This window comes from Streptomyces sp. NBC_00328 (assembly GCF_036139655.1).
Classification (GTDB): domain Bacteria; phylum Actinomycetota; class Actinomycetes; order Streptomycetales; family Streptomycetaceae; genus Streptomyces.
In genome coordinates this window covers 401850-428244 of the sequence record NZ_CP108013.1, presented here as the reverse complement: position 1 = coordinate 428244, position 26395 = coordinate 401850, and the positions used below count along the sequence as shown (strand labels likewise).

At 70.6% G+C, this 26395-nt stretch carries 26 protein-coding genes and 3 pseudogenes; 8 read left to right on the top strand and 21 right to left on the bottom strand.

Annotation, left to right across the window (positions count from 1 at the left end; genetic code table 11):
- Positions 1-51: 51 nt before the first annotated feature.
- Complete coding sequence (locus tag OG485_RS01765) at positions 52-951, bottom strand: PIG-L deacetylase family protein (RefSeq protein ID WP_328663724.1); 900 nt, start codon at positions 949-951, stop codon at positions 52-54.
- Positions 952-1333: 382 nt separating this feature from the next.
- Between OG485_RS01765 and OG485_RS01760 the strand changes: the two genes are divergently transcribed.
- From OG485_RS01760 to OG485_RS01745, 4 genes and pseudogenes are all read left to right on the top strand, one after another.
- Positions 1334-1984, top strand: coding sequence for an RICIN domain-containing protein (locus OG485_RS01760; RefSeq protein WP_328663722.1), 651 nt, complete (start codon positions 1334-1336; stop codon positions 1982-1984).
- Positions 1972-2568 (top strand): exo-alpha-sialidase, encoded by a 597-nt coding sequence (locus tag OG485_RS01755; RefSeq protein ID WP_328663720.1) that lies wholly within the window; start codon positions 1972-1974, stop codon positions 2566-2568. Before OG485_RS01760 ends, OG485_RS01755 begins: the two co-directional genes overlap by 13 nt.
- Before the next feature lie 423 nt (positions 2569-2991).
- The gene (locus tag OG485_RS01750) at positions 2992-3387 is read left to right on the top strand and encodes a hypothetical protein (protein ID WP_328663718.1); all 396 of its coding nucleotides are present in this window, start codon (positions 2992-2994) and stop codon (positions 3385-3387) included.
- Positions 3388-3717: 330 nt separating this feature from the next.
- Positions 3718-3969: pseudogene (locus OG485_RS01745) on the top strand (SAM-dependent methyltransferase); the annotation flags it as partial.
- A 140-nt stretch (positions 3970-4109) separates the two neighbouring features.
- Here the strand turns inward: OG485_RS01745 and OG485_RS01740 are convergent.
- The 6 genes and pseudogenes from OG485_RS01740 to OG485_RS01720 all read right to left on the bottom strand — a co-directional run bounded on the left by OG485_RS01740 (position 4110) and on the right by OG485_RS01720 (position 7692).
- Complete coding sequence (locus tag OG485_RS01740) at positions 4110-5510, bottom strand: SMI1/KNR4 family protein (protein ID WP_328663717.1); 1401 nt, start codon at positions 5508-5510, stop codon at positions 4110-4112.
- A gap of 127 nt (positions 5511-5637) precedes the next feature.
- The gene (locus OG485_RS01735; protein ID WP_328663715.1) at positions 5638-5751 is read right to left on the bottom strand and encodes a DUF6281 family protein; all 114 of its coding nucleotides are present in this window, start codon (positions 5749-5751) and stop codon (positions 5638-5640) included.
- A 25-nt stretch (positions 5752-5776) separates the two neighbouring features.
- Positions 5777-6237: pseudogene (locus OG485_RS01730) on the bottom strand (IS5 family transposase); the annotation flags it as partial.
- A 4-nt stretch (positions 6238-6241) separates the two neighbouring features.
- The gene (locus OG485_RS43885; RefSeq protein ID WP_443048980.1) at positions 6242-6385 is read right to left on the bottom strand and encodes a hypothetical protein; all 144 of its coding nucleotides are present in this window, start codon (positions 6383-6385) and stop codon (positions 6242-6244) included.
- A gap of 140 nt (positions 6386-6525) precedes the next feature.
- Entirely contained in the window at positions 6526-7110 is a 585-nt protein-coding gene (locus OG485_RS01725) for a DUF4383 domain-containing protein (protein ID WP_328663714.1), read from the bottom strand.
- 120 nt (positions 7111-7230) lie between these two features.
- Complete coding sequence (locus OG485_RS01720) at positions 7231-7692, bottom strand: SRPBCC family protein (RefSeq protein WP_328663712.1); 462 nt, start codon at positions 7690-7692, stop codon at positions 7231-7233.
- Positions 7693-8202: 510 nt separating this feature from the next.
- On the opposite strand from OG485_RS01720, the gene OG485_RS01715 reads away from it, so the two are divergent.
- Positions 8203-9102: a hypothetical protein gene (locus tag OG485_RS01715; RefSeq protein WP_328663710.1), complete on the top strand. Its 900-nt coding sequence runs from the start codon at positions 8203-8205 to the stop codon at positions 9100-9102.
- A gap of 51 nt (positions 9103-9153) precedes the next feature.
- Here the strand turns inward: OG485_RS01715 and OG485_RS01710 are convergent, their stop codons facing one another.
- The 5 genes from OG485_RS01710 to OG485_RS01685 all read right to left on the bottom strand — a co-directional run bounded on the left by OG485_RS01710 (position 9154) and on the right by OG485_RS01685 (position 16260).
- Positions 9154-10155, bottom strand: coding sequence for a hypothetical protein (locus OG485_RS01710; RefSeq protein ID WP_328663708.1), 1002 nt, complete (start codon positions 10153-10155; stop codon positions 9154-9156).
- Between the two features lie 751 nt (positions 10156-10906).
- Entirely contained in the window at positions 10907-12601 is a 1695-nt protein-coding gene (locus OG485_RS01700; protein ID WP_328663706.1) for a hypothetical protein, read from the bottom strand.
- Between the two features lie 35 nt (positions 12602-12636).
- Positions 12637-14193, bottom strand: coding sequence for a serine/threonine-protein kinase (locus tag OG485_RS01695; RefSeq protein WP_328663704.1), 1557 nt, complete (start codon positions 14191-14193; stop codon positions 12637-12639).
- Positions 14190-15950 carry an FHA domain-containing protein gene (locus OG485_RS01690; RefSeq protein ID WP_328663702.1) on the bottom strand — a complete coding sequence of 587 codons (1761 nt, stop codon included), beginning with the start codon at positions 15948-15950 and terminating at the stop codon, positions 14190-14192. The genes OG485_RS01695 and OG485_RS01690 overlap by 4 nt, the downstream gene beginning before the upstream one ends.
- Before the next feature lie 112 nt (positions 15951-16062).
- Positions 16063-16260: a hypothetical protein gene (locus tag OG485_RS01685; RefSeq protein ID WP_328663700.1), complete on the bottom strand. Its 198-nt coding sequence runs from the start codon at positions 16258-16260 to the stop codon at positions 16063-16065.
- A 37-nt stretch (positions 16261-16297) separates the two neighbouring features.
- Here OG485_RS01685 and OG485_RS01680 point away from each other — a divergent pair, with 37 nt between their 5' ends.
- The gene (locus tag OG485_RS01680; protein WP_328663698.1) at positions 16298-17266 is read left to right on the top strand and encodes a hypothetical protein; all 969 of its coding nucleotides are present in this window, start codon (positions 16298-16300) and stop codon (positions 17264-17266) included.
- A 731-nt stretch (positions 17267-17997) separates the two neighbouring features.
- Here OG485_RS01680 and OG485_RS01675 read toward each other — a convergent pair.
- The 3 genes from OG485_RS01675 to OG485_RS01665 all read right to left on the bottom strand — a co-directional run bounded on the left by OG485_RS01675 (position 17998) and on the right by OG485_RS01665 (position 20860).
- A complete protein-coding gene (locus OG485_RS01675) occupies positions 17998-18363 on the bottom strand; it encodes a tetratricopeptide repeat protein (protein ID WP_328663696.1) in 366 nt (121 codons plus the stop codon).
- A 154-nt stretch (positions 18364-18517) separates the two neighbouring features.
- Positions 18518-18727: a hypothetical protein gene (locus tag OG485_RS01670; RefSeq protein WP_328663695.1), complete on the bottom strand. Its 210-nt coding sequence runs from the start codon at positions 18725-18727 to the stop codon at positions 18518-18520.
- Between the two features lie 651 nt (positions 18728-19378).
- A complete protein-coding gene (locus OG485_RS01665; RefSeq protein ID WP_328663693.1) occupies positions 19379-20860 on the bottom strand; it encodes an MFS transporter in 1482 nt (493 codons plus the stop codon).
- Between the two features lie 64 nt (positions 20861-20924).
- Here OG485_RS01665 and OG485_RS01660 point away from each other — a divergent pair, with 64 nt between their 5' ends.
- Positions 20925-21707: an ArsR/SmtB family transcription factor gene (locus OG485_RS01660; RefSeq protein ID WP_328663692.1), complete on the top strand. Its 783-nt coding sequence runs from the start codon at positions 20925-20927 to the stop codon at positions 21705-21707.
- 432 nt (positions 21708-22139) lie between these two features.
- Here OG485_RS01660 and OG485_RS01655 read toward each other — a convergent pair whose 3' ends face one another.
- Positions 22140-22718, bottom strand: coding sequence for a TetR/AcrR family transcriptional regulator (locus tag OG485_RS01655; protein WP_328663690.1), 579 nt, complete (start codon positions 22716-22718; stop codon positions 22140-22142).
- A gap of 91 nt (positions 22719-22809) precedes the next feature.
- Between OG485_RS01655 and OG485_RS01650 the strand changes: the two genes are divergently transcribed.
- Positions 22810-23256, top strand: a complete 447-nt coding sequence (locus OG485_RS01650) for a DUF1772 domain-containing protein (protein WP_328663689.1) — start codon at positions 22810-22812, stop codon at positions 23254-23256.
- Between the two features lie 538 nt (positions 23257-23794).
- Here the strand turns inward: OG485_RS01650 and OG485_RS01645 are convergent.
- The 5 genes and pseudogenes from OG485_RS01645 to OG485_RS01625 all read right to left on the bottom strand — a co-directional run.
- Positions 23795-24049: pseudogene (locus tag OG485_RS01645) on the bottom strand (SCO4402 family protein); the annotation flags it as partial.
- 24 nt (positions 24050-24073) lie between these two features.
- Complete coding sequence (locus OG485_RS01640) at positions 24074-24502, bottom strand: ribosomal protein L7/L12 (protein WP_328663684.1); 429 nt, start codon at positions 24500-24502, stop codon at positions 24074-24076.
- Between the two features lie 789 nt (positions 24503-25291).
- Entirely contained in the window at positions 25292-25729 is a 438-nt protein-coding gene (locus OG485_RS01635; protein ID WP_328663682.1) for an SRPBCC family protein, read from the bottom strand.
- Between the two features lie 34 nt (positions 25730-25763).
- Positions 25764-26105: an ArsR/SmtB family transcription factor gene (locus OG485_RS01630; RefSeq protein ID WP_328663680.1), complete on the bottom strand. Its 342-nt coding sequence runs from the start codon at positions 26103-26105 to the stop codon at positions 25764-25766.
- A gap of 150 nt (positions 26106-26255) precedes the next feature.
- Positions 26256-26366 carry an SRPBCC domain-containing protein gene (locus OG485_RS01625; RefSeq protein WP_328663678.1) on the bottom strand — a complete coding sequence of 37 codons (111 nt, stop codon included), beginning with the start codon at positions 26364-26366 and terminating at the stop codon, positions 26256-26258.
- Positions 26367-26395: the final 29 nt, after the last annotated feature.

Genomic DNA, 26395 nt, shown 5'->3' with positions numbered 1-26395 from the left:
GGCTTGGTGCCGTCGGCCGGTGTCGGTCGGTCTGCCGGTTCTTCTCGATGGTCAGTTGCCCTTGCCCGGCCGGTAGTCGGAGGGCAGGGTGTGGACGAACTCGCGCGGATCGGCGTGCGCGGCCTCCAGCAGTTCCGGGACGCTGTGATAGCCCAGCGCGTACAGGTTCCGGCTCGGGTCCCAGGTGTTGTAGGCGTACATCGCGTTGCGCTTGATCGTCATGTGGGAGCCGGGGATGGTCAGCACGTAGGCCGCGCCGTCCGCACGGTCCTGCTGGGGACGTTCATAGGCGTAGACGTGGTTGAAGCGCACGTCGGAGATCGTGCCGTCGTTCATCAGGCGGTAGGCCACGTCGCTGCACGCCTTGTGCGTTTCTGTGTGCTCGAGCCAGCCGGCGGTGAACTTGTGCGAGGCTCCGGGGTACTGAGCGGCGAGCGCCCTGACCTTCGCTTCGATCCGGTCGACAAGCCGGTTGTAGGCTGCGGTGCTGGAGAACCCGTCGTCCACCACCTTGAAGTTGATGACCTTGTCCACGCCCAGCGCCTTCGCGGAGGCCATGAACTCGGCGGTCCGGGCGGCGACGACCTTGGTGGTCCCGTCGGTCGGCCAGGACAGGTTGTGCCGGCCGCCCGCGGCGCACGGATGCGGGCTGGACCACTGGGTCAGGGGGCACGGGTCGGTGTTCATGCGCACGGCCAGATCGGGATTGCGGCCGTTGCTCACCAGGACGAGGTGGACGGGCCGGCCCGCCGCCTTGTGCTCCAGGATCGACCCGGCCAGGCCGATCGCGTCGTCGTCCTGGTGCGGGGCGTAGAAGATGGCGGGCTTGGCGGCGGCCGACGCCGTTGGGGCACGGCCAGCCTGGTACGCCACAGCGGCCGCGGTCAGCGCACCGGCGGCCAGAACGCTCCGTCTGGACAACCCTGCGGTGCGCTCGTTGCTGCTGTTCATGTGAGAGGTCCCCGTTCGGTCTGCTGCATGCGTGCGACGGTCTGTCGAGCGGCGGGTGGTCGGTGCCGCTCCGTCCCGGCGGCCGTCCGCCGAGGGGGCGTCGACCGGAGCGCGTTTACGTGGAGGGCGTCCCGCGTCTGTCTTCAGTCGATCATCCGAGGTGCTCCATGCCCAGGCGGTTCTCCCGGCAGAAGCACTGTCGGCGCTACTTCTGCCGGGGGCTCACATCCGGAGGAGTCCGATGAACGGGGACATCGGCGGTGCGCGACGGCACGCCTTCCACGGGGCACTTCGGGCGGCAGCCGCGGAGCCTTCGGGCCGGCTCCCGGGTGAGCGGGCGCAGGGCGGCCGGCCGACGGATACAGAGAGAGTGGTTGATGTCATGCCCCTGAAGAAACCGAAGAGCCTCTTCACAGCCGCCGCCATGGCGCTGTGCGTGCTTGCCGCCACGGTGGTGTGGACGCTGGTGTTCTTCACGCCGGCGAGCGCGGAGGACGACTGGAGAAACCTCAACGACCGCAACTCGGGCGGATGCCTGGCCGTGCCCAACTCCAGCACGGCCAACGGCACGGGCCTGGTCCAGCGGACCTGCTCGGACACCTTCGACCAGCGCTGGAACTGGTACGACCACGAGGCCGTCTCGGCGCGCCTCTACAACATGGCCACCGGTTTCTGTCTGGCCGACGCCAATTCCGACACGGCCAACGGTGCCGCGATGATCCAGTGGGTGTGCGGCAACAGCGACAGCAGCTACTGGACACTCCAGGCCGTGACCGGCGGCTATCGGGTGATCAACAAGGCGAGCGGCAAGTGCCTCGCCCCATCGGTCGGCGGCACGCCCCTCGGCGCGCAGGCCGTCCAGCAGCCCTGCGGCGACGGCAGCGACCAGGTCTGGATCCACGACAGCTGGGACCGGCTTCGGAACGTGCAGAGCGACTACTGCCTCGCCATCCCCAGGAGCAGCCCGGACACCGGTACGGAGGCCATCCAGTGGACCTGCACGGACAACACGAACGAGCAGTGGCTGTGGTGACGCGCCGACGGGCATGGCCCGTTCTCCTGACCGTGGTGGTGGCCGTACTGACCGGCCTGCTCATGCCCCGTTCCGCTTCCGTCGAGGGCATCTCGGGCGAGTCGACCGTCTACACGAACCTCGCGAGCAAGGGCGACGGCACGCGCACCCCCGACATCATCAGCACCAGCGCGAACAACGCGGTCGTGGTGTGGCGTGAAGGGCTCAGACCCGGCAACGTGGACATGGGCTACATGCGGTACTCGTACACGACCGACGGCGGAGCGACCTGGAGCCCCTTCGAAACGGACACCGACCTGCCGAGCTCCAACATCGCCCGGAGCTACTTCACCACGGACGACAACGGCCGGTACCTGTACATCTACAACGCCGGTACGGACTCGGACAACCGTGACATCCTCAACTACAAGACCAAGCGTCCCGGCGCGGCCTGGAGCGCCGCCAAGCTCTTCGCCAACGGCCCGGCGAGCGACAACACGAAGCAGGACGACGGTATGGGTGGGACAACTACCCCATGGCCGACGAGTACGCCCCGGGGAAGTTCTGGGGCGTCTGGGAGTTCGACACCACCCGCATCAAGATGAACAGGCTCGACATCTCCGACGCGCCCTGAACCCGTCTGCTGAAACCGCCCGGGCCCGCGCGTCCGCTCCTCGTACGCCAACTCCTCGTCGGGCGCCACCGTGAACCCGACGACGCACGGCACGTGGAAGTACTTCACCTTCACCTTAACGAGCTGAGCGGGGCGGCAGCGGCGCTGATCCGCTCCCCACACCCCAGCGGATGCGACCCGGCGAGGACGGCCGGACCTCCGGCGTGACGTACGTGAACGGCACCCGCGGCTCACGAACCGCAGCACCCCGCCGCCCGCGCCGACACCCGCTCCACTTCACCTTCGATCGCGCCGGGACCGGAGGCGGGGGTGGGATGATCCTGTCCTCTCCGGTACGCCTGGCGACGCGACGTCCGCCGGATCGCCGGTGACCGACGAGGAAGACGAAGGACCGATGACGCTGAATGTGGGCCAACGGGTGCGGCTGGCTGCGGATCTCCGGTTGGCCGGGTCGGTGACCCCGGCCGGGGAGCCCCCGGAGGAGACGGGTGCCTTCGCCGCCTCGCTGGCCCTGGCGGCAGGTATCGAGGGCACTGTCGAGCGTGTGGACGAGCACCACCGGCAGCAGAGTCACGAGGTCCGTGAGTACCTGCGTCTCAAGTCGCTCCTCGACGACTTCGGCCACCAGATGCCGCCGGTGAGCAGAAAGCAGCTGGAGGAGCAGGTGGGGTCCTTGGAAGAGCAGTGGGTCGCCCACCAGCGACGGATGCTCCGCGTCACGGTCCGCGTCCGGCTCGACAACGGATTCGTCCTCGACGACGTCCCCGAGGAGGCTTTCGCCTCCGCCTGACCAGGCGTCGGAGCGCTCGCTCTCGGCCTGATTGTGGGGTTCGACTGCTGATTGCGGTGGCGCCCAGGCAGATGAGGCCGTCGTTGATCGGACAGTCCCGGTCGGCGACGGAACCTGGGTCCTGCGGCACGGGCTGGGACACGTGCTCGCCCCGGCAGAACTCGGTGAGTCTGCCGGAGCGAGTCGGGCCAAGTGCGTTCCCGCGCGGTGATCGGGCTGTGGGGCGCGGGCCCGATCACCGTCGGCCCTCCGTACCCGGGGCAGGGGAGAGGGCGGCGCTGGAGCGTGGTGGCCGGGAGGAGTGGCGGGTCAGCGGGTGAAGATGACCTGGAGATCCCGGGCGTCGGCTCCGTCGAGAGCTGGGTCGACCTGATCGAGGTGAGCCAACCTCTGGTGACCTTCCGCTGGACCTACGTCTTCGCAGCGGACGGACAGGTGCTGACCTCGGATTCGACGCTGTGCTTCCGAGAGCGCGAAGAGGTCGAGTCAGACCTGGTCGCACACGGCTACGTGGTCCAAGACGTGCGCGATGCGCCTGACCGGCCGGGCAGAGAGTTCGTCTTCCTCGCCCGACGACCCTGATCCTCAGTGATCCACTCCACTCAGACTTCGATGGCACACGCTCAAAGTTCGATGACACAGGACACGACCGGGCGCCCAACTCGTTGTGACCGAAGGCCGTAGTCGACCTGGACGGCGTGGTCCCGTGCGACCTCGCAGCCCTATGCCACGGGACCGAGGTCGCCTTCGACGACGGTCCGGATGATCGGGGGCCGGTCCCAGAGGGCGAGGAGTTCGTTGGCGAGGTCCGCGACGGCCAGGGGGTCCTCGTCGTGCCGTACCTTGATCGCGGCCGCCGACAGACTGCGCGGAACGGCTTTGGCATCGAGGAGGACGCGCCATTCCTGCGGTCCGACTTCCAGGTACTCCAGTCCGGACAGCTCGGCGATCTGCAGTACGTCGGCGAGCGTGCCGGCGTAGGCGGTGAGGGTCCGCAGCCGCGGCAGCCCCATCAGCGGCGCGAGGCTGAACGGCGGACCGTCCCACACGCCGATGGACAAGACTTCCAGACCGGGGTGGACGGCCTCCTCGATGCTCCGCAGGCTCGATGTGTTGACCCGGGCCACGGCTGGTGGCTGCTGAACCGGCCGGCTGCCGGGTTCCGCGCCGGGCCGGTCCAGCACCATGTCGGTGAGGGAGTCGGCGACGAGCGCGGCGCCGACGTTCTCCTCGTGGGAGAGGATGATCACCTGTCCGGTGTGTCCACGGGGGCCCGGCGTCAGATCGACGGCCAGCCGGTCGCCGCCTCCGTTGTCGCCGAAGACGATCCAGCCCGGTGAGCCGACCAGCCCCTGCACGACGGCGTCGGGCCGCATGTCGACCGTATCCATCGCCGCGAACTGCCAGGGGCAGTAGCGCGTCTCGGCCTTGGCGACATACAGGTCCTTCAAGCTGAGGAGTTCGCAGCGGACCACCTCGGAATGGCGGTGCGCCGCCTCGTAGTCGCCGTGCCAGTCCTCCCAGTCCGCCCGTGTCACCCGGTAGAGCGCCTTGAGCTCGTCGGGCAGGACTATGCCAAGGCGCGACTCCGCCGCGACGATCTCGGCCTCCGTGGCCCCGACGGCGTCGGGCAACCGTTCGCGGAGCGTCCGCTCCAGCACGGCCGGGTCCGCCGACGGCGCCGGCACCGCCTCGGGCACCGGATCGGGAAGGCGATGCCAGGGCTCGGGAAGCGAGTCCTCGACCAGGACAAGCGCCCCCGGATGCGGGCCGATGCCGGACTCCACGGCTGGGCTGGGCTTGAGCAGGTGCAGCAGAGTCCTCCCCGCCGGCTCGATCTCCACCGCGAACGAAACGGCCTCGATGCCGTCCTTCGCCAGAGCACCGCGCACCCGCTCCACGGCGTCGTACTCGTCCCGCATGTCGTCCAGTTGGGCGGCTCGGCCCAGCGGCGGCAGCCGTCGCTCCAGGGGCACGCTCCATCCACCCTGGCCGATACGACCCACCACGCGACCATCGGGGTCGGCGAGGCGCTCCGTATGTTCCGCTCGCAGGAGCCGCAGGAGGGGTTCCCACGTCACGAAGTCGTGAATCGAGAGAGTGGGGTTCCGTTGATCATCCATGCGCAGACCGTACTCGGGGCCACTGACACCCGTCCCTGTCGGTCCCTCCCACAGTCGGGGGTCACTTGTGTGGTCGCCCGAGGACTGGTGTGGGGGAGTCCCGCTCGCGAAGCCCCCACGCCAGGCGTCAAGAGCCTGGGATCAGCTTCTTGGTCTCGGGCAGCTTGGTGTCGGAGTCGACGTTGACGAAGATGGCATTGTCGGACGAGTCCTTCAACGCGATGGCGATGCTGGGATCCACTCCCTTGATCGCATGACTGATGGTTTCAGAATGAGGTTCGGAGTCGTCTCAAGCAGATGATGCTGCAGGCGAGTCGGAGCAGTGCGAGGTGGAGGTCGGCACGTATCTCGTAGCGGATCCGGAGTCGTTTGAACTGGTGGAGCCAGGCGAAGGTTCGCTCGACGGCCATCGGGTCTTACCCAGTGGATCCGTGGGCGGCGCCTTTCCGGGCGAACTTCGGTGTGATGCCGCGGGCCCGGAACAGACGGCGGTGCTTGTCGTAGTCGTAGCCGCGGTCGGCGAACAGCCGGCCCGGCCGGTGACGTGGCCGCCCGCGCACCCCGCGGATGCGGGGGATCGCGTCCAGCAGGGCATCGGCTGCGTGATGTCGTGACGACTTCCGCCGGTCAGCGAGACGGCCAAGGGAGTGCCGTACCTGTCGACGATCACGTGGTGCTTGCTGCCGGGCCGGGCCCGGTCGACCGGCGAAGGTCCGGTGTGAGCCCCCCTTTCAGCGCCCGGACGTGCGAGCCTTCTTCGCCCACGCTGCGTAGGGTGCCGGGACCAGTTCGTCCAGCGGGGCGGCACCCTGCGTCGCCGTGGCGGCGAAGGCGGTCGTCAGGCAGGCGCCCGGCTCGACCGTCTTGGCCCGCACGCCGAAGGACGAGAGTTCGAGAGAGAGAGGGATGCACTGCAGCAGACCCTCGCCGAAACGATGTGTCTGCCATGCCTGTAGTCGTTCTGACCATCGATGAGACCAATGCTCGTAGGGTCGTGGGTGCCAGGCCGGACCCCTCAGTGGCCGTGTCGCGAGCCGGGAGACCCGATCGCTCCACGCAGGGCGGTCCGGTCCGTGCCGGTCGGCAGCGCCCTTGCGGGAACCGGGTGGCTGCGCCGGGTGAGGGATTCCTCGGCGGCCTTCCGGGGGTGACGACGCCGCCAGTACGGGTTGTCGTGCGGAAGCTTGCTCGACACGCGGCCGTACATGCCGAATGTCAGGATCACCAGCCCCATGACGAAGCTGAAGATGACGTTGGTCATGCCGAAGTCGAGGATGTTGGCGGGCCGGTCGAGGATGAAGATGTGGACGAATCCGCTGAGCAGGAACAGGGTTCCCACCGCCATGTTGAGCGTGGAGGCGACGTTGCCGCCGATGCTGCCGCCGATGATCAGAGTCAAGCCGACCAGCACGGAGAGCAGGCTGAGGGCGCCGTTGGTCGACATGCCCGCGATGCTCTGCCCTTCGGTGTTGAACGGACTGAGCTCGTCGGCGAAGCCGAGGATGCCGAAAACGAGCAGGATCACCCCGCAGAAAGCGGCCCCCCAGCGGTACACGGCGGCCAGGTGGTGGTCGACGGGCAGTTCATCCTGAAGCTTCATCGCTCGGTCCTTCTCTTACCGGGAGTCAGGCCCGCGAAAGCGGCGCCTCTTCTTGTATTTCGCACCTTTATTCCGTCGAAAGTCGCCGAGTGGTTGCATCGCGTTCCTGCGATGGCGGGATCAGCCGGTCGAGCCCCTGCCGGCGCCGAAGTGGCTGTCCACCGCTTGGGGCATCCTTTGGACCACCCCGTCCCCCAGGTGTTCGAATTCTCCGCGCAGGAACGGAGAGGCCAGCCGGGCCAGGCCGTGGAAGTCGATACGGGCCCGGTAGGTGAGAAGGGTGGCGCCGTTCTCCTCGCGGAAGGTCAGGTCGTCCGTGGAGGTGGCGGTGCGGTTGCGTCCGACGAAGGTCAGACGCAGGTCCTCGAGCCGGACCAGCCGGTAGCGGAGTTCGGTGCGTCGTCCGCGGAACATCGAGACGTTGAGCCATTCGGCACCCTTGGTGACGGGAGCGCCGGATCTGGCCGGACGGCAGCTCACCGTGCCCGGGTCCCATTCCTGCGCGTGCGAGAAGTCGGCCAGGTAGGCCACCACGTCCGGCAGAGGGTGGTGCAGGGTGAGCGTGCGTTCGACTTCGACCATGGAACGTCCCTTTCACGGAGACCGCAGCGGCTGACTTCAGGAGTGCGGGGGCCTACCTGCCTTCTCTTCCCGACGGGAACACTGAGCGGATGCAGCGGCTTCGTCGCGTGACGCAGTGTCTGGCGGTCTTCTCGGGGCACTCGCACCCCGAACTCCTGGGCGATCCCAACTGACGGAGCGCTATCAACGCAGGGCCCCGGCGCTACGGCGGGCTGCCCGGGCCGTGGGTGTTGGTCTGGGCGAATGCATGGCTCCTACCTGCGATTTCCCCGTGACCTGCCGACAGCGGGCAAGCTAGTGCCCCGGCAGGCAACGTTCGCCCCGTCGCGACTCCCGGCACGCTCCCCCAAGCTCTTCGAGCAGGGGGGACCCCCACTCGCCGCACCGGGCACAAGCCCAAGTACGTCCAGTACGAGGGCGTGCACCCGGCACGCCGAGAGCACGCACCGGACGCCGCTCCTTGACGGGCAAACGTTGCCTGCCGGGGCACTAGTCGTGGTGTCGTTGCGCGTGCGCCGGTTCGTCTGCACGGAGGGCTCCTGCTCACGCAAGACGTTTGCCGAGCAGGTGCCCGGGCTCACGCCGTGGCCAACCGGCCACAGGTTCGCCGAGCGCACCAGTGCCAAGCACGCCACCGTCCACGCCCTGCTGGCCGCCGGACACAGCAAGCGGTCCATCGCCCGGCAGCTCGGCATGGGCCTCAACACCGTTCTCTGCTTCTCCCGCGCCACCGAGCCGGAGCGGCTGTTCACCGGCCAGTGGCAATGTCGCCCCACCAAGCCCTACGCCTACAAGCCCTGTCTCGACCAGCGATGGCAGGAAGGCCGCACCAACGCCTGGAAACCGTGGGAGGAGATCAAGGCACAGGGCTCCCCAGACGGCTACGGCAACGTTCGCGCCTACGTCAGCCGGAACCTACGCGGCAAGCCCCAGCCGGTCGGGCCCCGGCCGCCATCCGCCCGTGCGGTCAGCCGCTGGATCCTCACCCACCCCGACGCCCCGGCCGAGAGCGACCGGCTTCAGCTCAAGGCAGTACTGGCCGGCTGCTCCGGAGCGTCCCAGGATGTTCAGCTTGATCGCTGGGCGAGGCGGCGGCTCATGACCATGCTCATCGACCAGCGGATCATCGCCTCGGCACTGTCGGGACGAGCCTCGGTCGCCTGTGCGGACGGTCTGCGGCGTTCTCGAACCGGTGCGCGAGACAATCACACTCAGGTGCAACCGAGTTGGAACCATCTGGTGAAAGGGCGTACCGCAGCGACAACAGGGCCTCACCGGTGCTTCTCCGGCTTCAACACCCAGGAACTGCACCGGAGGCCCTGCCTTTATGCGGCTATCGCACCGCGACCACCCGAACGGGACTGTCGTTCGATCGGCAACCGCCACGATCGATACGGCAACTACCCCTGAAGCGAAGTCGGTTCGGAGCCGCGATGAGCCCTGAAGGTCCCGCGGGCGGCATCACGACGTCGAAGAGGCCACCCAACGGGCGGTGACGCAACCGTCGTCTCCCGGCACGACCGCCTCCAGGCGCACCGCGTCCTCTGCCGGCCACGGGAAGACCCCGAACTCCTGTCCTGGGGGTAGGTCACCGTCGTCCGGCAAGGGGTCATCCCATTCCACGGTGACGGTGCGGAGTTCTCTGTCGCCGGCCAGCGGGAAGATCACCACGTCTGCGCCGTCATCGTCCGATCGGGCCCGTCGTGCGGCCTCCACGGCACGCGCGACCTCGCCCCGAGAGGTCGCGTGGATCTCCAGATCGATGAAGGCGGAGATCAGCGCCTGACGTTTCACCGATGCGGCCACCGAAGAGAGGTCGTCGGCTGCCACGAACCACAACCGGCGACCGAGTCTTCCGCCGGCCCAGCGCTCCACGACAAGCGTCCGGGCTTCCTGCTGCTGTGCGGACGACCTGACGGCCAGCCCCCCGGCCACCTCAGTCCAGAAGGTGTCATCGGCGTGCCGCGAGACGTGTACTTCCTCGTCTTCGTCTTCGTCCTGCTCCCGGCCTCCCAAGACGAAAAGGCCCATCTCCTCGATCTCGTCGAGAGACGCGAGGGCTCGCTCAGGGATCTGTACGTGCATGTAGAAGTCGAAGCCCATCATCATGCACATCTTCTCGCTCTCGAACCAGGCAGCGGGAGTGTCTCCGGACATGTGCCCTCTGAGCATCCGCAGGGCTGAGGCCTTGTCGACGATTCGGCCCTCGTACACCTCTCCGAGCCAGGCCGGCGGAGGGCTGTGCAGGAAGACGTTCCGCAGGGTGAAGTGCGAGGCGCCGGCCGCTCTCGCGAGGATGTCGGCAGCCGCGATGTAACGGTCCTCGGTCCGTTGATACTCCTCAGCCGTCAGGACGCGTCCGTCGAAGGACGCGCCGATGTCGGAATGGTCGGTCCAGTCGTCGATGTCACCCCGGCGTCTGGCCTCGTCGTACTTGCAGAGGACGAAGGAGCGGAGCTTCACGGGGCTCGTATCAGGTCGCGCCCCGTTTTCGTGGCCGGCGGGACTGTTCTGACGGCCGGCGTCTTCGCTGCATGACATGCGTCGGAGCTCCTCTGGGCGCGCTGCGACTGTCGTCAGCGCCGCACGTCGCTTTCACCCGTGGGACCGCGCCCCGGGGCTGGACTCGCATTGTGCGCCTGCGACCGGACATCGCGCACCTGGGTACGGGGACGGTCGGTTTGCCGGAGGAGCGGGAGCGGGGCGCCGGAGGCGCGTTGAGGTACTGCGTCAGGAAACCGCCCCGGTTCTTGCCGAGCTGCGCGACGCGGAGTCGTCGCTTCCCGCAGCCGCGGGGTCGTCTTCCGGTTCATGGACGTCTCGCGGCTCGTGCCGGTGCTCCTGGGACACCTCGGCTTCCGGCTCCCGTACCGGTTGGTTCCGCGGAGCCGCATCGTCGTCAGAGGTCGGCCGACCCGTCCCGGAGCCGACAGAGCTGGAGCATTTCCTCTCGGCCCGCTAAGGGCTGTCCCGTAAACCCCGGTGGATCAGCGCGCGGCGTCAGATGCGGTACATCGCAAGGCGGAGGGTCGTCCTCATACTGGGTGTATTCGGGCGATCCGACAACGCGGCGAGGTGCCGTAGCTGTCGTCGTGCGCCCGCCGGGGATTACGGGACAGCCCTTAGGCGTGCACAACGCCTTCTCCGGAACCGAAGGAGCCCTGACCTCGGCCGGACCACGGGCGCCTCGGGCGGGGCAGAGGCCTCCGGCCCGTCAGGAGCAGGCATAGCTGAACGTCGCCTCCGCCTCGGTCGGCCCGGGCTGGTGCACGATCCGCAGGCGGGCCGTTCCTCGGAAGCTACCGGGGCCGCGGACCGTCCAGCGCAGGTGCACGGTGACCCTGTGCTCGCCCCGGCGGGCCGTGCTGACCAGTTCGCCGGAGTCGTGGCCGTCGCTGCGCAGCCAGTGGTACGTCACCGGGCCCCCGCGGCCGTCGGTGGTCACGACGCCGACCAGATCGGCGGTCTGTCCGCAGTGCAGCCGCCCGACGGGCGCCCGGACTTCGACGGCGGTGACCGTCGGGACGGGGGAGGGGCGCAGCAGTAGCCACAGGAGGACGGCCGCGGCGGTCAGGAAGGCCGTCGTGGCGATCCAGGCCCGCCGTCTGCGGCGGCGGGGGCGACGGTCGGGCGGTACAGGCGCGGTACGCCACTGGGCGCGCAGGACGTCCTGGTCCTCCAGGGGAATGCCGGGGCCGAAGCGCAGGAGGATCTCGCCGTCGTCTTCGCCTTCGCCGGTCGGGGGTGGCGTCGTTGCCTCGGCGGGGGTTCGGTTGCGTTTGCCGAGGAGGGTGGCCTGGTCGTCCGAGGCGGCGGTGGAGCGGGGTCGATGCGGGGCCGAGCGGGTGCGGCCGGGCAGGGTGAGCTGCTCGTCCGGCACGGTGTGCCTGGATCTGCCCCTTTCCAGGACCACGCTCCCGGCCCCGGGGCCCATGTCTTCGGCACCCGTGCTCCCGGCACCTGCGTCCCGGGCATCCGCACCTCCGGACTCTGCGCTTTTGGACTCCGTGCCCTCGGACCCTGCGGCTTCAAGGCCGGCAACGTCGGAACCGGCGGCTCGGAAACCGGCGATGTCGGAACCGGGGACTTCGCTTTCCCTCTCCCAGGGACGCACGCGCTGGACGCCCGCCCCCGTCCCATCCGCCGCCGTCGCTGCCGCGGCGCCCCCCGAAGCCGCCGCGGCCACCGCCGCACGCAGCTCCGTACGCCGCAGAAAACCCTCCGGCAGCGCCGCGCGTCCGGCGACCAGTGCCGCCCGGGCCGCCGCGAGCCCCTCGGAACCGGCGGCGGCGCAACAGCGCGCGAAAACAGCGGCCGCGGGGGTGCCGGGAGTCACCCACGCCTCGCCGAGGGTGCGGGCCAGCCCGGCCCAGGCCGCGATGTCCGCTGCTCGGCACGCGGAATCCGCCACGCCGCCCAGAGTGTCGCCCAGCACGGTGCCCAGCGCGGCTTCGGCGAGCAGGGCGACGCCGTCCGGGGCGAGGATGACGGTGTCCGCGTCCAGCGTCCCGTGGGCGAGACCGGCCGCGTGCAGGGTGAGCAGGGTCTGCGCGGTCTCGTTCAGGACGCTGGCCGCGCTGCCCGCGTCGGGGCCCTTATCCCCGCCGGCCAGCAGGTCCGCGAGGGTGGGAGCCGGTGGCCGGGCGGCGATCAGCCACACCTCCCCGGCCTCCGCGACGAGGTCGACCGTGCCGAGCACCCCGGGCAACCGGAGCCTGCCCACGGCGAGTACGGCCGCCGCGAGACGCTCGCGCGTGCCCTGCGGCGCGAGCAGGGCACGGTCGATGCGCAGCGCGCCGAGCACCGGCCCACCGGACCCGGCCGGGAGCAGCGCGTGCCAGGTGCCGTGGCGGGCGTCGCGCGACCAGCCCGACAGGGTCTGCCCGGCGACGGTGGTGGCTGTCGTCAATGTCGATCCGTTCTCGTTCTCGCCCGGTACGGCGCTCAGCACGGCGGCGCGTCCAGGGTGGCCGTCTGCGGTCCGTTCGCGGCCGCCGGAGTGCTGGTGAGCGTGACCGTCCAGGTGCCCCGGCACGGGTGGTTGGCGAAGTCGGCCACGAAGGTCACGGGGTAGTGCGTGCTGCCGGACAGCTCCTGGGTCCGATGGCCGTAGGGATCGGCGGGCGTGTCCACGTAGTAGTCGGCCGTGACGGTCACGGGCCCGGTGCCAGTCGTGTCCACGGTGACGGCGGCGACCAGCGTGCCGGGGCTCTGCCCCCGCTGCCAGGAGCCGATGCCGATCGTGACCGTGCCGGGCGCGGCCGGGCTCGCGGTCGTCGGCGTGGGGGACTTTGCCGGCGGGGCGGCGCTCACCGTGGGGGTGAGGGAGGGCGTCGGGCTGCCGGAGGGGATCGTGGTCGGGGTGGTGCCGGCCGCGGGGGAGGCGCCGGTCGCGGACACGGACGGTGAAGAGACCGTCAGGGTCGGCGAGTTGATGTCCGAGGGAACCGAACTGGCCGCCGTCGTCGACGTGTCGTGCGGACGAGCCGCCACGGACGTCACCCCGCCCGCCACGAACGCCAGCGCGGCCGCCCCGACGGCGGCCTTCCATCCGCTCCGCTTCACCCGGCCGAGCAGCGTCAGGGCCTGAGCCGGAGCTTCGAGGGTCGCTGTCGCGGTGAACGGGAACAACAGGGCGAGCAACGCGGTGAGTTCGGCGAGCCGGCGGCGTCCGCGCTCCTCCCAGCCGGCGCCGTACCCCTCGACGGCGGACCGTTCCAGATCGGTCAGGAAGGCCTCGATGTCCGGCCGTCGGGTCGGGTCCTTGGCCAACCCGCGGCGCAGCAGCCCCCGTACAGCAGCGGGTACGTCCTCCAGCGGGACGGGGGCCCGCAGGTGCTGCAGACGCAGCGCGGCAACGTCGTCGCCGGTGAACGGGCGGCGCCCGGTCAGGCACTCGTGGAACACCGCCGCCGCGGCGTACACGTCGCCGGCCGGTCCCGCCGGTTCGCCCTGCCACTGCTCGGGCGCCATGTAGGCGGGCGTGCCGGCGGCCTCGGTCTCGCGTCCGGCGCGTACGGCGATCCCGAAGTCGGCGAGCGCGCTCGTGCCGTCGGCGCGGACCAGCACGTTCTCCGGCTTGTAGTCGCGGTGGACCACCCCGGCCGCGTGGGCCGCGCCGAGGCCCAGCAGCGAGCCCTTGAGCAGGACCAGGGCGGCCTCGGGGCCGGTCGCCCCATGCCGGCGCAGCAGTTGGCGCAGGCTGACGCCGTCCACCGCCTCCATCACGATCGCGGCACCGCCGCGTGCCTCGACGTACTCGTACAGCCGCACCACGCACGGGTGCCGCAACTCGCCCAGCAGCCGGGCCTCCGCGCGGAAGCGGGCGAGGAACTCCCGGTCGCCGCGCAGGCGTTCACCGAGGTACTTGACCGCCACCGGTACCCCGGTCGCGGTGTGCCGGGCCAGAACGACCAGCCCGCCGGCCCCCTCGCCGAGCGTACGCACCTCTTCGTAACCGGACACGGCCCACGGGCCGGGTCTGCCGGTGTCCTCGCTCATGCCGTTCCCTCCACGGCCGCGCCCACGGCCGCAGCCGGTGCCGCACCTCGCGCGTCACGCCGGCGCCGCACCCGGCGGGCCAGCCATCGCACCGGCGCGGACCACACCGGGAAGGCCACCAGAGCGACCACGACGACCTCGACGACCGTGGTCCACGCCGGGGACAGCCACCCCTCCAGCAGGCCGCCGATCCGGGAGCGCCAGGCCAGCAGGGCCAGGACGAGGAAGCCGTACGTGCCGACGACGACCGCGAGGCCGTACGCGGCCATGCCCGCCTGCCGCGGGCCGGGCCGGCTGCCCGCGCGCAGGTCCTGCCACAGGCCCTTGCGGAAGTACGCGCTCGCCTCCTCACGCAGCCGCGGCACCCGCAGCACGTCGGTCAGGGCCTGGTAACCGTCCAGCGGCATCAGGGGGTTGAAGTTGTAGAGCGTGTTCATGTAGAGCCCGAAAGCCAGGTGGAAGAGGACGGCCGAGACCGCTTTGGCGGGCAGGAAGGCCGCGCCGGCCGAGCACCAGCCGGCCAGCGCCGCCGTCGACAGCGGCCCGGACAGCGCGACGACCACGCGCGACCAGCGGGTGCCGAACCACATGTCGCTGGTGTCCACGAACGCGAACGGCATGCCCATCATGAGCAGGAACCCGCCGCGCCGGACCTTGCGGCCGTACGACGCCACGGCCAGCGCGTGTGTCAACTCGTGGACGACCAGGGCGGACACGTATCCGGCGGCCAGGAGCACCGGGCCCCACACCCCCGCCCCGCCGAAGTCCAGCAGATGCTGCCGATCCTGCGCGACGAAGAACGCGACCAGCCCGCCGGCCACCGACAGCCAGACCAGCGTCACGCCGGTCCGGGTGAACAGCCGCCAGCCGAAGGCCTGGTAGAGGCGGGTGACGGCCCGGTCGAGGCCGGGAAAGGAGATCTCCAGCTTCAACAGCGCCCGGTAGACGGCGTGTCCCGCGCGCCGCCATCCCCTCCGCTCCGCCTCCTCGGGGCGGCCGGGCAGGCCGCGCAGCAGTCCCGCGTCCGCGAACGCGGCGAGCGCCGCCTCGATGCGCGGGAGGGCGAGTTCGCCGTAGCGGTCGGCGTAGGCGAACAGCAGGTCCCGTACGGTGTTCTCGCCGTCGACGGCGTGCCAGAGGAAGACCTCGCGCTCGTCCAGCTCCAAGTACCTGCCGGTGCGGGTGTTGTTCAGCACCCAGCGGGCCTCGCCGCGGTCGCTGGGCAGCTGCTTGAGCGCCCAGCCGGAGCGGCGGCGCGGGCGCGCGGTGAGCGGGCTGTTCGCCTCCGGTGCCGCCTCCTCCTGCGCGACGGTGGGGAGTTGGGTGAACTGGGTGCCGACGACCTGGGTGCGCTGGCCGATGTGGGCCTCGCGGGGCTGTTCGAACACCAGGCGTACGTCGCCGACGGACAGCTCGGTGCCGTCGGCGAGGTGGGCGGCGCCGCCGTGCAGGTCGACGCCCGCGACGGCCGTGCCGTTGAACGAGTCCAGGTCCTCGATGCGGAAACCCGACTCGGTGCGGACGATCCGGGCGTGGCGGCGCGACACACTGGCGTCGGCCAGGACGACGTCGCTGTCCGCGCCCCGGCCCAGCGTGGTGACCGGGCCGGGGAGCGGGACGATCAGGGCGGGGTCGTCGAGGCCGCGCAGGTGCGGCGCGGCGTACGACGTCGGTGCCGCGCCGCGGCGCAGGGTGCCGCAGTGCAGGCAGTACGGGAAGTCGCGCCGCACGTGGACGCGGCAGGCGTGGCAGAGCATGCGCCGGCTCAGCCCGCGGAGCCGCTGAGCGACGTTCCGCCGGAGAAGCCGCCGTCGGTGTCGGGCGCGGAGGGCGAGAGGCGGGTGGAGATGCTGTCGAGGCCGGGGGCGCTCACACCGCCGCGTACGCGCTCGGCACCACCGAGGATGCCCGCGCGGCCACCGCCCCCGCCGTCGCCACCGCCGGGTTCCCCGCCGCCGCCGGGTCGTCGCCCGGTGTTCTCCTGACTGCCGTCACCACTGCCGTCACCGCCACCGGGTTCTCCACCACCGCCGCCTGGCCGCCGACCGGTGTTCTCCTGGTCGCCACTGCCACCGCCACCTTCGCCGCTACCGGAGCCGCCGTCGTGACCGTGCCCGCCACCCTCTTCGCCGCCTCCGCCGGAACCCCCGCCGTCGCCTCCGCCGTCGCCTCCGCCGTCGCCTCCGCCGGAACCGCCGCTGCCGCCGCCCTCACCGCCACCGGAGCCACCGTCACCGGTTCCGCCGCCGCCCTCACCGCCGCCTGGCCGACGTCCGGTGTTCTCCTGGTCGCCCCCACCACTGCCGCCGCTGTCTCCGCCACCATCACTGCCGCCGCTGTCTCCGCCGCCGTCTCCACCCTCGCCGCGGTCGTAGATGCCGCCGTGCCCGAAGTGGCCAGCGTCGCCGCCCTCACCACCGAAGCCACCCCCGTGACCCCCGAGGTCACCGAACCCGCCACCGGATTCGAACCCGCCGTCACCGAATCCGCCGTCGGTACTGCCGCCGAGGCCGTCACCGAAGCCGCCGTCGATACCGCCGCCAGAGCCGCCGCCGAAGCCGCCGTCGATACCGCCGCCAGAGCCGCCGCCGAAGCCGCCGTCGATACCGCCGCCAGAGCCGCCGCCGAAGCCGCCATCACCGAATCCACCGTTACCGAATCCGCCGAATCCGCCACCGGCACCGCCGTCACCGAAGCCGCCGAAGTCACCCATGCCGCCGTCAGAACCCCCGTCGACATGCCCCCCGAGCCCGCCGACGTCCGTCCCGGCCTCGTTCTCGAACCCTCCACGGTCACCGAAATCACCGAAATCACCGAACCCGCCGCCCCCATCGACCGGCGACTCCTGGCCGAGGCCCCCGCCGAGCAGGCTCTGGGCGCCGGTGGCAGAGACGTCGAAGCCGCCGGTGCCCTCGTGGCCGTCGACGGAAAAGGACAGGTCGGGCGTGTGGTCGACGGAGGCAGAATCCCCCGACACATGGGCGGTGGGGACATCCGGAACGTCGTGGTGTGCCAATGCGTGTGCCGCGCTCCCGAAGAACAGGGACGACTTGGACAGGCGCGGGTCGAGTGAGGCTGGTCCTCCGGCGGCTCCGGACTCGACCCGCAGGGCCCGGAGTTCGCCGACCTGCGCGGGCGTCAGGCCCAGTCTTCGGGCCACCTCCGCGGTGTCACCGTCGAGTTCGGCCCTGAAGGCCGGGTCGACGGCAAGGCGGGTCATGGCATCGCGAAAGGCGTTGTCGGTCATGTCCTCGGGTCTCCGTGGGTCTGCGTACGCTGCTGTTGATCCCGGCGGAGTTGAGGATCCCCCCTGGTTGACGGCACCTGCCGTTTCCAGCCATCCCCACCGATGCCTGCACGGACGGTTATAAGGGGCATGGCGCGGCCCGCGCAAGGCTGGGAGCAGCGCACTCGCCGAATTGCCTCCGGAAAGAGGCGGTCGCTTTGGACCGAGAACCGATCGAATACAGCCACCGGCGAGGCCGCCTGAACCGTCCTGCTTCCATGCCTCCACGCTGAACAACTCACCGGAACCGGGCCCCTGTTCTCGAACCCCGACGATCACACGGCCGGATGGAGAACAGTCAGCTACTGTGCCGACAGCGGCGACGGTTCCTTCATCCGGATCCACGAGGCCACGGCACCCAGATGCGGCCTCGCGCCGCCGCTGCGAACCGGCACCGAGGCCTGGAGCGGCACCGGCCAGGGCAACGAAATCTGCGTCTGCTCCTGCACCGACGCCCTCGGCGAGAACTTCGTCCCATAAGAGGGCAGGTAGCCTGGATCCCAAGCTCAGGAACGGTTTCACCCTTCCCTGTGTCTGCCCCGCGACGTCTCGTCGATGAGGAGCCTGGCAGCAGCGGACGGTCCGGGCTGGTCGAGCTGATCAGCGATGGCCAGCGCCTCCCCGGCGAGGGCTGCAGCCTCCGCCAGGGCACCCCGGTTGCGCTGGACGGCGGCGAGGTCCAGGCAGGTCAGCGCCACATACGGTCGCGCGCCGAGGACCCGGTTGCGGTCCAGTGCTTCGTGTAACAACTCCTCGGCCTCTGCCGGGCGGCCGGCGACCAGAGCGAGACGGCCGAGTTCGCGACTGACCGTACCGGAGAAGTAGGCCGTGGGCGTGCCGAGCGCTCCTGGGTACGGCCGGAACAGAGCAAGCTGGTCATACACCAGCCGCGCGGGCGCAGCTGGACGTAGGCATCCCGCGCCTCGTCCAGCCGCCAGGCGAGGAACAGCGCCCGCGCGGACAGGAACAGCGGCTGCCGCGGCGCCCGGTCCAGGTCACGCCACATGTCCTCGGGCAGTTCCTCGGGGTCGCCGCGAACTACCCGGCGCTGGGAAGGGGAGCCGGCTGGCTGTACATGGCCTGGCGCGGGACGGGTGCGGATGACCACATCTGGTGGTCCTCGTTCAACGGATCGGCCTGGTCGGAGCAGCGGGTGCTGCTGGACCGGCGGACCAGCGGATCGCCCGGAATGAGCTGATGGACCGTGAACTCGACGACGCAGGGCGCGTGGAAGTACTTCACCTTCACGAGCTGAGCGGAATGCGGCGTGAGCTAGCGTCTGCAACCGGGCGGACGCCGGTGCAGTGCCCAGGCACCTCGCGGCACACCCCGGCACCCGCGCCCGTAGTCCGGCGGGCGCGGGTGCCGGGTCCCCAGGCTCCAGGCCCGCGCCAGGTTCGTATCCCCATCACCAGCCGCTGCAGCTCCGCGACCCGCGACGCTTCCAGCGTTCCGGTCACGTAGCAGCGGCGCTGGTCCGGCTACCCACCCGTACGCGCCTTCGGGGCCGGTGGCGGTCGGCGCGGCACTCCTGCGCCTCCCCGGCCAGGGCCGCCGGAGCACCCGGCAGAACAGCTGACGGCCCCAACGGCACCGGCACCGGCACCGGCACCGGCACCGGCACCGGCACCGGCACCGGTACGGGGGCGCGGGCCGGCGCCCGGCGTCACCTCCGGCCGTGACCTCGGCCGGTGACACGGTGCCGGCGACCGACGCCGAAGAACACCTGGCGCGGAGTTCCGCATCCCCGCCCCGCCTCCCGTTCACGCCGGACACCCCTGGGCACACGCCGGTCACCGAACCTGACGAAGCCGGCGCCGAACCCCGAAACGAGCTCCATGCCAGCCGTCCTGCCACAGGCGAACCGTCGGGCCCGGTGCCCGGGAGGTTCCGGCGGCCTCAGCGGGCTCGGGCGGCCTCGGCCCGGCGCCACCCGGTGGCCGCGGCCAGCACCGACGCCAGCAGGAACGCCGCCGAGGCGATGACCGCCGCCGCGTGCAGCCCGCCGATCATGCCGCCCGCCGCGCCGAGGAGAGTGCCGAAGAGGGCCACACCCATGGCGCTGCCCACCTGACGGGACACGTTGAACACCGCCGACGCCACACCGGCCTTGTCCACCGGACTCGCCTCCATGACCGCCACGGTGGCGGCCACGACGGTGACGGGCGTCGCCAGGCCCGTCGCCATGAGCGCGAACAGCAGCACGGGGTAGGGGGTGCCGGGGCCGGCCGCCAGCCAGCCCAGGAAACCGGCGCTCCCGAGCATCAGCGCGCCGGCCATGGGCAGATACGGACCGCTGCGGGCGGTCAGGCGGCTGGACAGCGGTGCCGCGAGGAAGCCCATGCAGACCGACGGGAGCAGGGCGAACCCGGTGCTCAGCGGGCTGAGCTGACGCTCCTGCTGGAAGTACAGCGTGGCCACGAAGAGCATCCCGTAGTAGCCGAAGCTGAGCAGCAGCCCGATGAGGTTCGTCGCGGTGAGCCGGATCTCACGGAAGAGCGACAGCGGCAGCAGCGGCCGCCTGCCCTCCGGCCGCAGCACCGCACCCTTCTCCAGACGCAGTTCGACGGCGACGAAGACGGTCAGGGACACGACACCCCCCGCGAACAGCGTCAGTACCTCCGGCGACGACCACCCCGTGCTCACCGCCTCGTTGAGCGCACCGGCCACCCCGAGCAGACCGACCACGCCGAGCACCAGACCGGCCGGGTCCATCCGGCCCGGCCGGGCCGGCCGGCCGGGAGCCGGGACATGACGCAGGGTCAGCAACACCGCCACCGCAGCCACCGGCAGGTTCACCCAGAACACCGAACGCCAGTCGAAGCCCGACACCAGCAGCCCGCCGACCGCGGGTCCGGCACCGAAGGCGACGGCCGAGACGAGCCCCCAGTAGCCCACCGCCCGGGCACGCTGGGCCCGGGCGGGATAGGCGGCCTGCAGCAGGGCGAACGACGCGGGGACCAGCAGCGCGGCCCCGGCACCCTGAGCCAGCCGGGCCGCGATCAGGACCTGCGCCGAGGACGCCACCCCGCAGCCCGCCGACGCGGCCGCGAAGACCCCCAGCCCCGTCAGGAACAGCGTGCGGTGCCCGAAACGGTCCCCGAGTCCGCCGCCGAGCAGCAGCAGTCCGGCGAAGAAGGCGCTGTAGCCGTCGACGATCCACTGAATGGCCGACGGACCGGCGTGCAGCGAGTCCTGGATCGAGGGGACAGCCACGTTCACGACCGTGACGTCGAGCATCACCAGGAAGTAGCCCAGGCTCAAGGCGATGAGCGGCGGCAGCGAGAGGGACGGCCGCGAGAGGGACGGCCGCCCCGGCGGCGCCCCGGCGGAGGCGGCCGATGGGCGCGAGGGGGAAAGAGAGGAATCCGCGGAGGTCATGTGATCAGTCTCGGGCTCCAACATTTCGTCAACCGTCGAAGTGTTGCCGCATTACGCTGGCCGAATGACCAGGACGACGACCGGTCGACACCAAGACCAGATACACCACCAGCCCGACATCGCCAGGGCAGCAGCCCTGATCGCCGACCCCTCCCGCGCCCGGATGCTGAAGGCGCTCAGCGACGGCCGCGCCCTGTCCGCCGGCCTGCTCGCCGCCGAGGCCGGCGTGAGCCCCGCGACGGCGAGCGCCCACCTGGGCAAGCTCGTCGAGGCACGCATGGTCACCATGGAAAGCGCGGGCCGGTGCCGCTACTACCACCTGGCCAACCCCGACATCTGCCTCGCCCTGGAGGCCCTGGCCGTCATCGCACCGCCCCTCCCGGTCACCTCACTGCGCCAGAGCAGCACCGCCGGCGCCCTGCGCCGCTCCCGCACCTGTTACGACCATCTCGCCGGCCAACTGGGCGTGGGCCTGCTGGAATCCCTCCTCAAGGGCGGCCTGCTCGCCGGACACGACGGCACCCACCGGCCCGACGAGGCGGTGCGCGACGGCGCGACCGGATACGGACACGACATCGACTACCAGCTCACCGAGACCGGCCGGGAAAGACTGGACCGGTTCGGTGTCGACCTGACCCGGCTGCCGGCCCGCCGCCCCCTGATCCGCTACTGCGTGGACTGGAGCGAGCAGCGCCATCACCTCGCCGGCGCGCTGGGCGCGGCGCTGACCGCCCGGCTCTTCGCACTGCGCTGGCTGCGCTACGGCTCCAGCCCCCGGGTCGTCCATGTGACCGAGGACGGCGCCGACGGCCTGGCCGACACCTTCGGGCTACGGCTGGCGGACTGACCCCGCCGCAGGGGCAGCCTCCACCTCGGCCGATCGGTGCACCTGCGGAGGAACAGGTCCCGGCGTTTCCTCCGACGAGCGATGACATGCCGCCCGCGTGCGTCCAACCTGGATCGGGCCGCACAGCCACCGCACCACGCCCGCCCCAGGAAACACTCCCACCGGCACAGACAGAGGAGAACACCAGGCCCTGTCACCTGCCTGGAGAGCCGCAGTTCTCGGCGGAAGCGGGCCTACGCGACGGGATCGCCGGCCTGCACCCGGCTGGATACGGCTGGGCACCAAGGCTTCCTCAGCGTGAGCAGCGGCGCATACAGGCCGGGGCGGATGCTGCACGTCATCCGGCGACACGCAACCGCGCCGACCTCTCGGCGGAGAGATGCCATGGGCGGGCGTCCGGGCCGGGAAGACCCCGCCGGCCCGGACGGTGCGTCAGGTCATGGCGAGCCGGTCCACCAGCAGTTCCACCCTCCGCTCGGCGTCCCCCGGCGGCAGCCGTCCCGCCCGGGTCAGGGTCGCCAGCCCGTGCAGGGCCGCCCAGAACACCTCGGTGAACAGTGCCGGGTGGACGCCGTCCCCGGCGACCTCGCCGAGGCTCTCCAGCAGAGCGGCGAAGGCGTCCTTCAGAGGCGCCGGGGTGTCCTCGTGCGCGAACGCCAGGCCGCCGTCGAGCTGGAACATGGCGTCGTAGACCGCCGGATTGCGTTCGGCGAAGTCGAGGTAGGCGCGGGCGAGGGCGGTGACCCGGGCGCGCGGGCCGTCCGCGGCGGAGGCCGCGGCACGCAGGGCCGCGGCCATCTCGGCCGCGCCCTCGAGGGCGACGGCGCCGATGATCTCGCGCTTGCCGCGGAAATGACTGTAGAGGACGGGCTGGCTGTACTCGATGCGCTCGGCGAGCCGGCGGGTGGTGACCGCGTCCCAGCCCTGCTGCTCGGCGAGTTCGCGGGCCGTCGCCACGATGAGGCGCTCGCGGCCCGCCCGTTCGCGCTCCTTGCGTTCCTGTACCGACATGATTCGATCCTAGCACTGCTAGACAATCGAGCGGCAGCAGTACTAGCGTTGCCTCATCACCTAGCAACGCTAGATTGCAGGAGGGGTCATCATGCTCAACGCACTCGAGGTCTTCACCACCGTGGCCGTCGGCGTGATGGTGGGGGTGGAGTTCTCCGTCGCCTTCTTCGTCAACCCGATCCTCAACGGCCTCCCCGGCGACAACGGCCTGCGCGGCCGCATCCACGGGGCCCGGCTGCTCGGCGCCGTGATGCCGTTCTGGTACATCGGCTCACTCGCCCTCAGCGTGGTCTGGGCCATCGCCGGATGGGACCACCACGGCGCCGGCCTCGTCGTCACCGCCGCCGCGCTGCTGATCCTCAGCGTGGTCATGTCGATCCTGTTGCTCGTCCCGATCAACAACCGGGTCAAGACGTGGACCGCCGACGGCCTCCCCGCCGACTGGAAGCAGCAGATGAACCACTGGGACCGCTTCCACTACGTCCGCGTCGCCGTCATCATCGCCGCCTTCACCCTGATGGCCGCCGCCCTCGCCTGAACCTTCCGGCACCCGGTCGCCGGAACGCATGCTGCGGTTCAGCGACTGCCGGGCGGGGGCGGGCAGGACGGTGCCGGGGCAGCGGCCGGGGATCCCTGTGGCGAGTGGGCCGGCAGACCGATCCGGATAAGGCCGGTCCCGATCAGGACGGTCGCGACAGTGGCGCCCGCCCTGCTCGCCTTGGCCGAACTTCGTGTCGGAATCTCACGGCTGGTGAAACGCCGACGCCTGGACGGCCCAGCGGCCGCACCGGGAGCAGCAGGTCCGGCCGGCACGGTTGCGTCGACCGAGGGACCGGTGCCAGACGGGCGGGGTAACGGAGACCGCGAGGTCGTCGGCCCGGTCAGGATCCGGGCCTCAGGATCGCGGTACGCCCGCCGCGCATTCGGACCGATGCATTTGTGCAGGAGGACATCGACCGCATGGTGCGGCTGGGCGGACCGGACGACCTGCCGCCCGATCCCCTCGCCCGCCGTTCGAGCTCCTACAAACGCGCATGCTCACCCAGCCGTCAGTATCCCCGCGGCACGGCTTTCGTTCAGGAGCGCTGACGCTGCTCCTGAACGAGGGACGCAGCTTGAAGGTCATTGGTCACCATCACCTGAGCCGGTCTGGCCGCGATGGCGATCACGGAGCCCCATTCCTCGGCTTTGAGATAGCCCTCATCCGGGGCGCTGCGGCCCACAGACTCCTGCACCGCCGAATAGGCTCTGCCCAGCTCCTTCATGAGTGTGACCTCCGCCTCCGTCCGGAGTCTCTTGCCCAGCCACGGAGCGGGATCGTCAGCGTTGCAGAAGTCGTCGAACGGCTCGTCGCCTCAGTCGGTTTGGTGCTCAACGGATGAGGAGCTTTGCCGACCTTGCGCGAGTTCCGGGGTGAGGCCGGTGGGTCCATAGGTGCTGCAGAACTCGCAAGCACAGCTGGTCAGGGAGTTCGCTCGGCAATGGGCGGTCGGCCAGTAGCGGGATGCGCAGGGGCCTGGGTCGAGCGGCGTCTCGTCGTGGGGCACTGTCCTGTCGCACCAGGTGCAGCGGACGGCTGCGGACACGCCGGCCTCCTGCAGTCGCCGGGCCGCGACGACGGCCGTGTCGAGCGGGACCTTCTCCACAACCGCCGCAGGGGCACTGTCCAGAAGAAGCTTGCTACGCCACAGGCTCAGTCCGGTCACCGCTCCGATCGCCTGCAGGGCTTTGTGTCCTCCGTTCCCGGATTCGGTCACCAGCACGGTGAACTCTGGCACCTCCATGGACACGTCTCCTTCGGCGACGGGACAGCCGCCTCAGTATGCCGACGGAGTGACCTTCGGCCCATCAGTTTTCAGTGCGACGATCGCCCTTACTGCCGGGCGGCGACGTCGTCCTCTCTGATGAACATCCGCGCCACTCAAGATCGCCAACTGTTTGTGGCACGACCTCGGCCAGGCCGTTGAGCGGGCTGTCGCCCGCCACCGCCAGTGCCTTCGCGTCCTGGTCCCTGATCGCGGGGGAAAGGCCGACGAACCAGCGCCTCCCGAGGAGAAGGCGGGCTCTCATTGGCGGAGCGAACGGTTCGCCAACCGTGTCCGAGCCAGGCACGCCACGGTCCACGCGCTGCTGGAGGCCGGCCACAGCCGCCGTTCCATCGGGCATCAGTTCCAGACGACCCACCGCACCGCCAAAAGCCCTCTGAGTTCTGCCGAACCCCTCCCGCCAACCGTGACGTCCGGGCGTACCGCCGCACCGTCAGCGACAGGCCCATCGCGATGAAGGGTCACCGTCCCTGGCGGAATTCGATCACTGAGCGTGTGCCCGGCGACGTCCATCCTGTTGGAGTTTCCCGTCGCACACCTCTGTGACGGGAGTCAGGTGCCGCTCACCGGCGCGTACGGCTTCCGCGGCGGCGTCGAGTCGCGTGTGGACCAGATCGCGCAGCGGGTAGTTGCTGCCGGTCGGCCGGACGGCCCCGGGCTCGCCCGGAGCCGTCTCGACCCGGGTGCACGCCCATGGCCGCGATGATCGCGCGAGCGTGCCGGGGCGACAGCCGCCCGCGGACGGGGTCAGTGCCAGTTACTGATCCGCACGTCGTGCGGGTGCGGTGCACCGGTGCCCGTCTCCACCAGGGATTTCAGGCTCATCAGGAACAGTGCCCACTTGGTGGTGCAGTGGTTCATGAACTCCACCTGCTCGCGCCATCCTTCGTGCGCGAACAGGACGATCGTCCACTCGCCTTCCTGCTTGAGGTCGAAGGTCACCGTGGTGCCGACCCATTCTTCGGGACCGCTGACGACCTCCCACCGCACTCGGGTGTCCGGCTGGAGTTCGAGGACCTTCATGTCGAAGCCGCCGACGTCGCCGAAGCGGAACTGCAGTACGTCGTCGCCGCTGCCCTCGGTGTCGGTCGTCCACCAAGCGGCCAGACCGTCGACCGTGGTGAGTGCCTGATAGACCGTCTCCCGGGCCGCCGTGGTGCCGACCCGGTGCAGGATGTCCGCCATCTCGATCTCCTCGCTTCTTCGCGTTCTCGGCTCGTTACTTTTTCTCGTTCTTGGCTCGTTGGATCGCCTCGGCAATGTTCTTGACGCGCTGCAGCCGGGCGTCCCACAGCGCGCCCACCGACTGCAACTGGGCCACGGCGCGCGCCAGTTGTGCCTCGTCGACGTGGTAGCGCCGCTCCCGGCCGGCCGCCGTGGACCGGACGAGTCCGGCCCGGTCGAGCACGGCCTGCTTGGTCACGGCCTGCCTGGTGACGGGCAGACGGGCGCTGAGGGTTGTCGCGGTGCCCTGCCCCTCGGCCAGCAGCAGGTCGATCATGCGGCGCCGGGTCGGGTCGCCGATCGCCGACCACAGACCGTCGTCGACGCCGGTGTTCATCGCGCGCCCGCCGCCTGCCTGGCGGTTGCCGCCAGGCAGGGCAGATGGAAGTCCCAGCCCTGCCGGTGGTCGTTGTAGTGCGCCTCGAGCACGGCGGCCTCCCAGCCGCGTTCGCGGTACCCGCTCTCGCGGAAGCGGAGCGTGGTCCCGTCACCTGCCGGGGGCCGCCTCGAAGTCGCTCTCCGCGCTCCACCAGTCCCGGATGTGCTCAGGGTCGGTGAGTACGTCGAACACCACTTGGGGCGGGGCGTCGACGTACAACTCGCGCTCGATGCTCCGTACTCCATGTC

Excerpts from the sequence above, each read along its gene's own strand:
- OG485_RS01650 (WP_328663689.1), top strand. The coding sequence starts at position 22,810 with ATGCTCAACGCACTCGAGGTCTTCACCACCGTGGCCGTCGGCGTGATG.
- OG485_RS01725 (WP_328663714.1), bottom strand. The coding sequence starts at position 7,110 with ATGAAGCTTCAGGATGAACTGCCCGTCGACCACCACCTGGCCGCCGTG.
- OG485_RS01665 (WP_328663693.1), bottom strand. The coding sequence starts at position 20,860 with ATGACCTCCGCGGATTCCTCTCTTTCCCCCTCGCGCCCATCGGCCGCC.
- OG485_RS01690 (WP_328663702.1), bottom strand. The coding sequence starts at position 15,950 with ATGCTCTGCCACGCCTGCCGCGTCCACGTGCGGCGCGACTTCCCGTAC.
- OG485_RS01635 (WP_328663682.1), bottom strand. The coding sequence starts at position 25,729 with ATGGCGGACATCCTGCACCGGGTCGGCACCACGGCGGCCCGGGAGACG.
- OG485_RS01750 (WP_328663718.1), top strand. The coding sequence starts at position 2,992 with ATGACGCTGAATGTGGGCCAACGGGTGCGGCTGGCTGCGGATCTCCGG.
- OG485_RS01740 (WP_328663717.1), bottom strand. The coding sequence starts at position 5,510 with ATGGATGATCAACGGAACCCCACTCTCTCGATTCACGACTTCGTGACG.
- OG485_RS01630 (WP_328663680.1), bottom strand. The coding sequence starts at position 26,105 with ATGAACACCGGCGTCGACGACGGTCTGTGGTCGGCGATCGGCGACCCG.
- OG485_RS01640 (WP_328663684.1), bottom strand. The coding sequence starts at position 24,502 with ATGGAGGTGCCAGAGTTCACCGTGCTGGTGACCGAATCCGGGAACGGA.
- OG485_RS01655 (WP_328663690.1), bottom strand. The coding sequence starts at position 22,718 with ATGTCGGTACAGGAACGCAAGGAGCGCGAACGGGCGGGCCGCGAGCGC.
- OG485_RS01660 (WP_328663692.1), top strand. The coding sequence starts at position 20,925 with ATGACCAGGACGACGACCGGTCGACACCAAGACCAGATACACCACCAG.
- OG485_RS01695 (WP_328663704.1), bottom strand. The coding sequence starts at position 14,193 with ATGAGCGAGGACACCGGCAGACCCGGCCCGTGGGCCGTGTCCGGTTAC.
- OG485_RS01760 (WP_328663722.1), top strand. The coding sequence starts at position 1,334 with ATGCCCCTGAAGAAACCGAAGAGCCTCTTCACAGCCGCCGCCATGGCG.
- OG485_RS01765 (WP_328663724.1), bottom strand. The coding sequence starts at position 951 with ATGAACAGCAGCAACGAGCGCACCGCAGGGTTGTCCAGACGGAGCGTT.
- OG485_RS01720 (WP_328663712.1), bottom strand. The coding sequence starts at position 7,692 with ATGGTCGAAGTCGAACGCACGCTCACCCTGCACCACCCTCTGCCGGAC.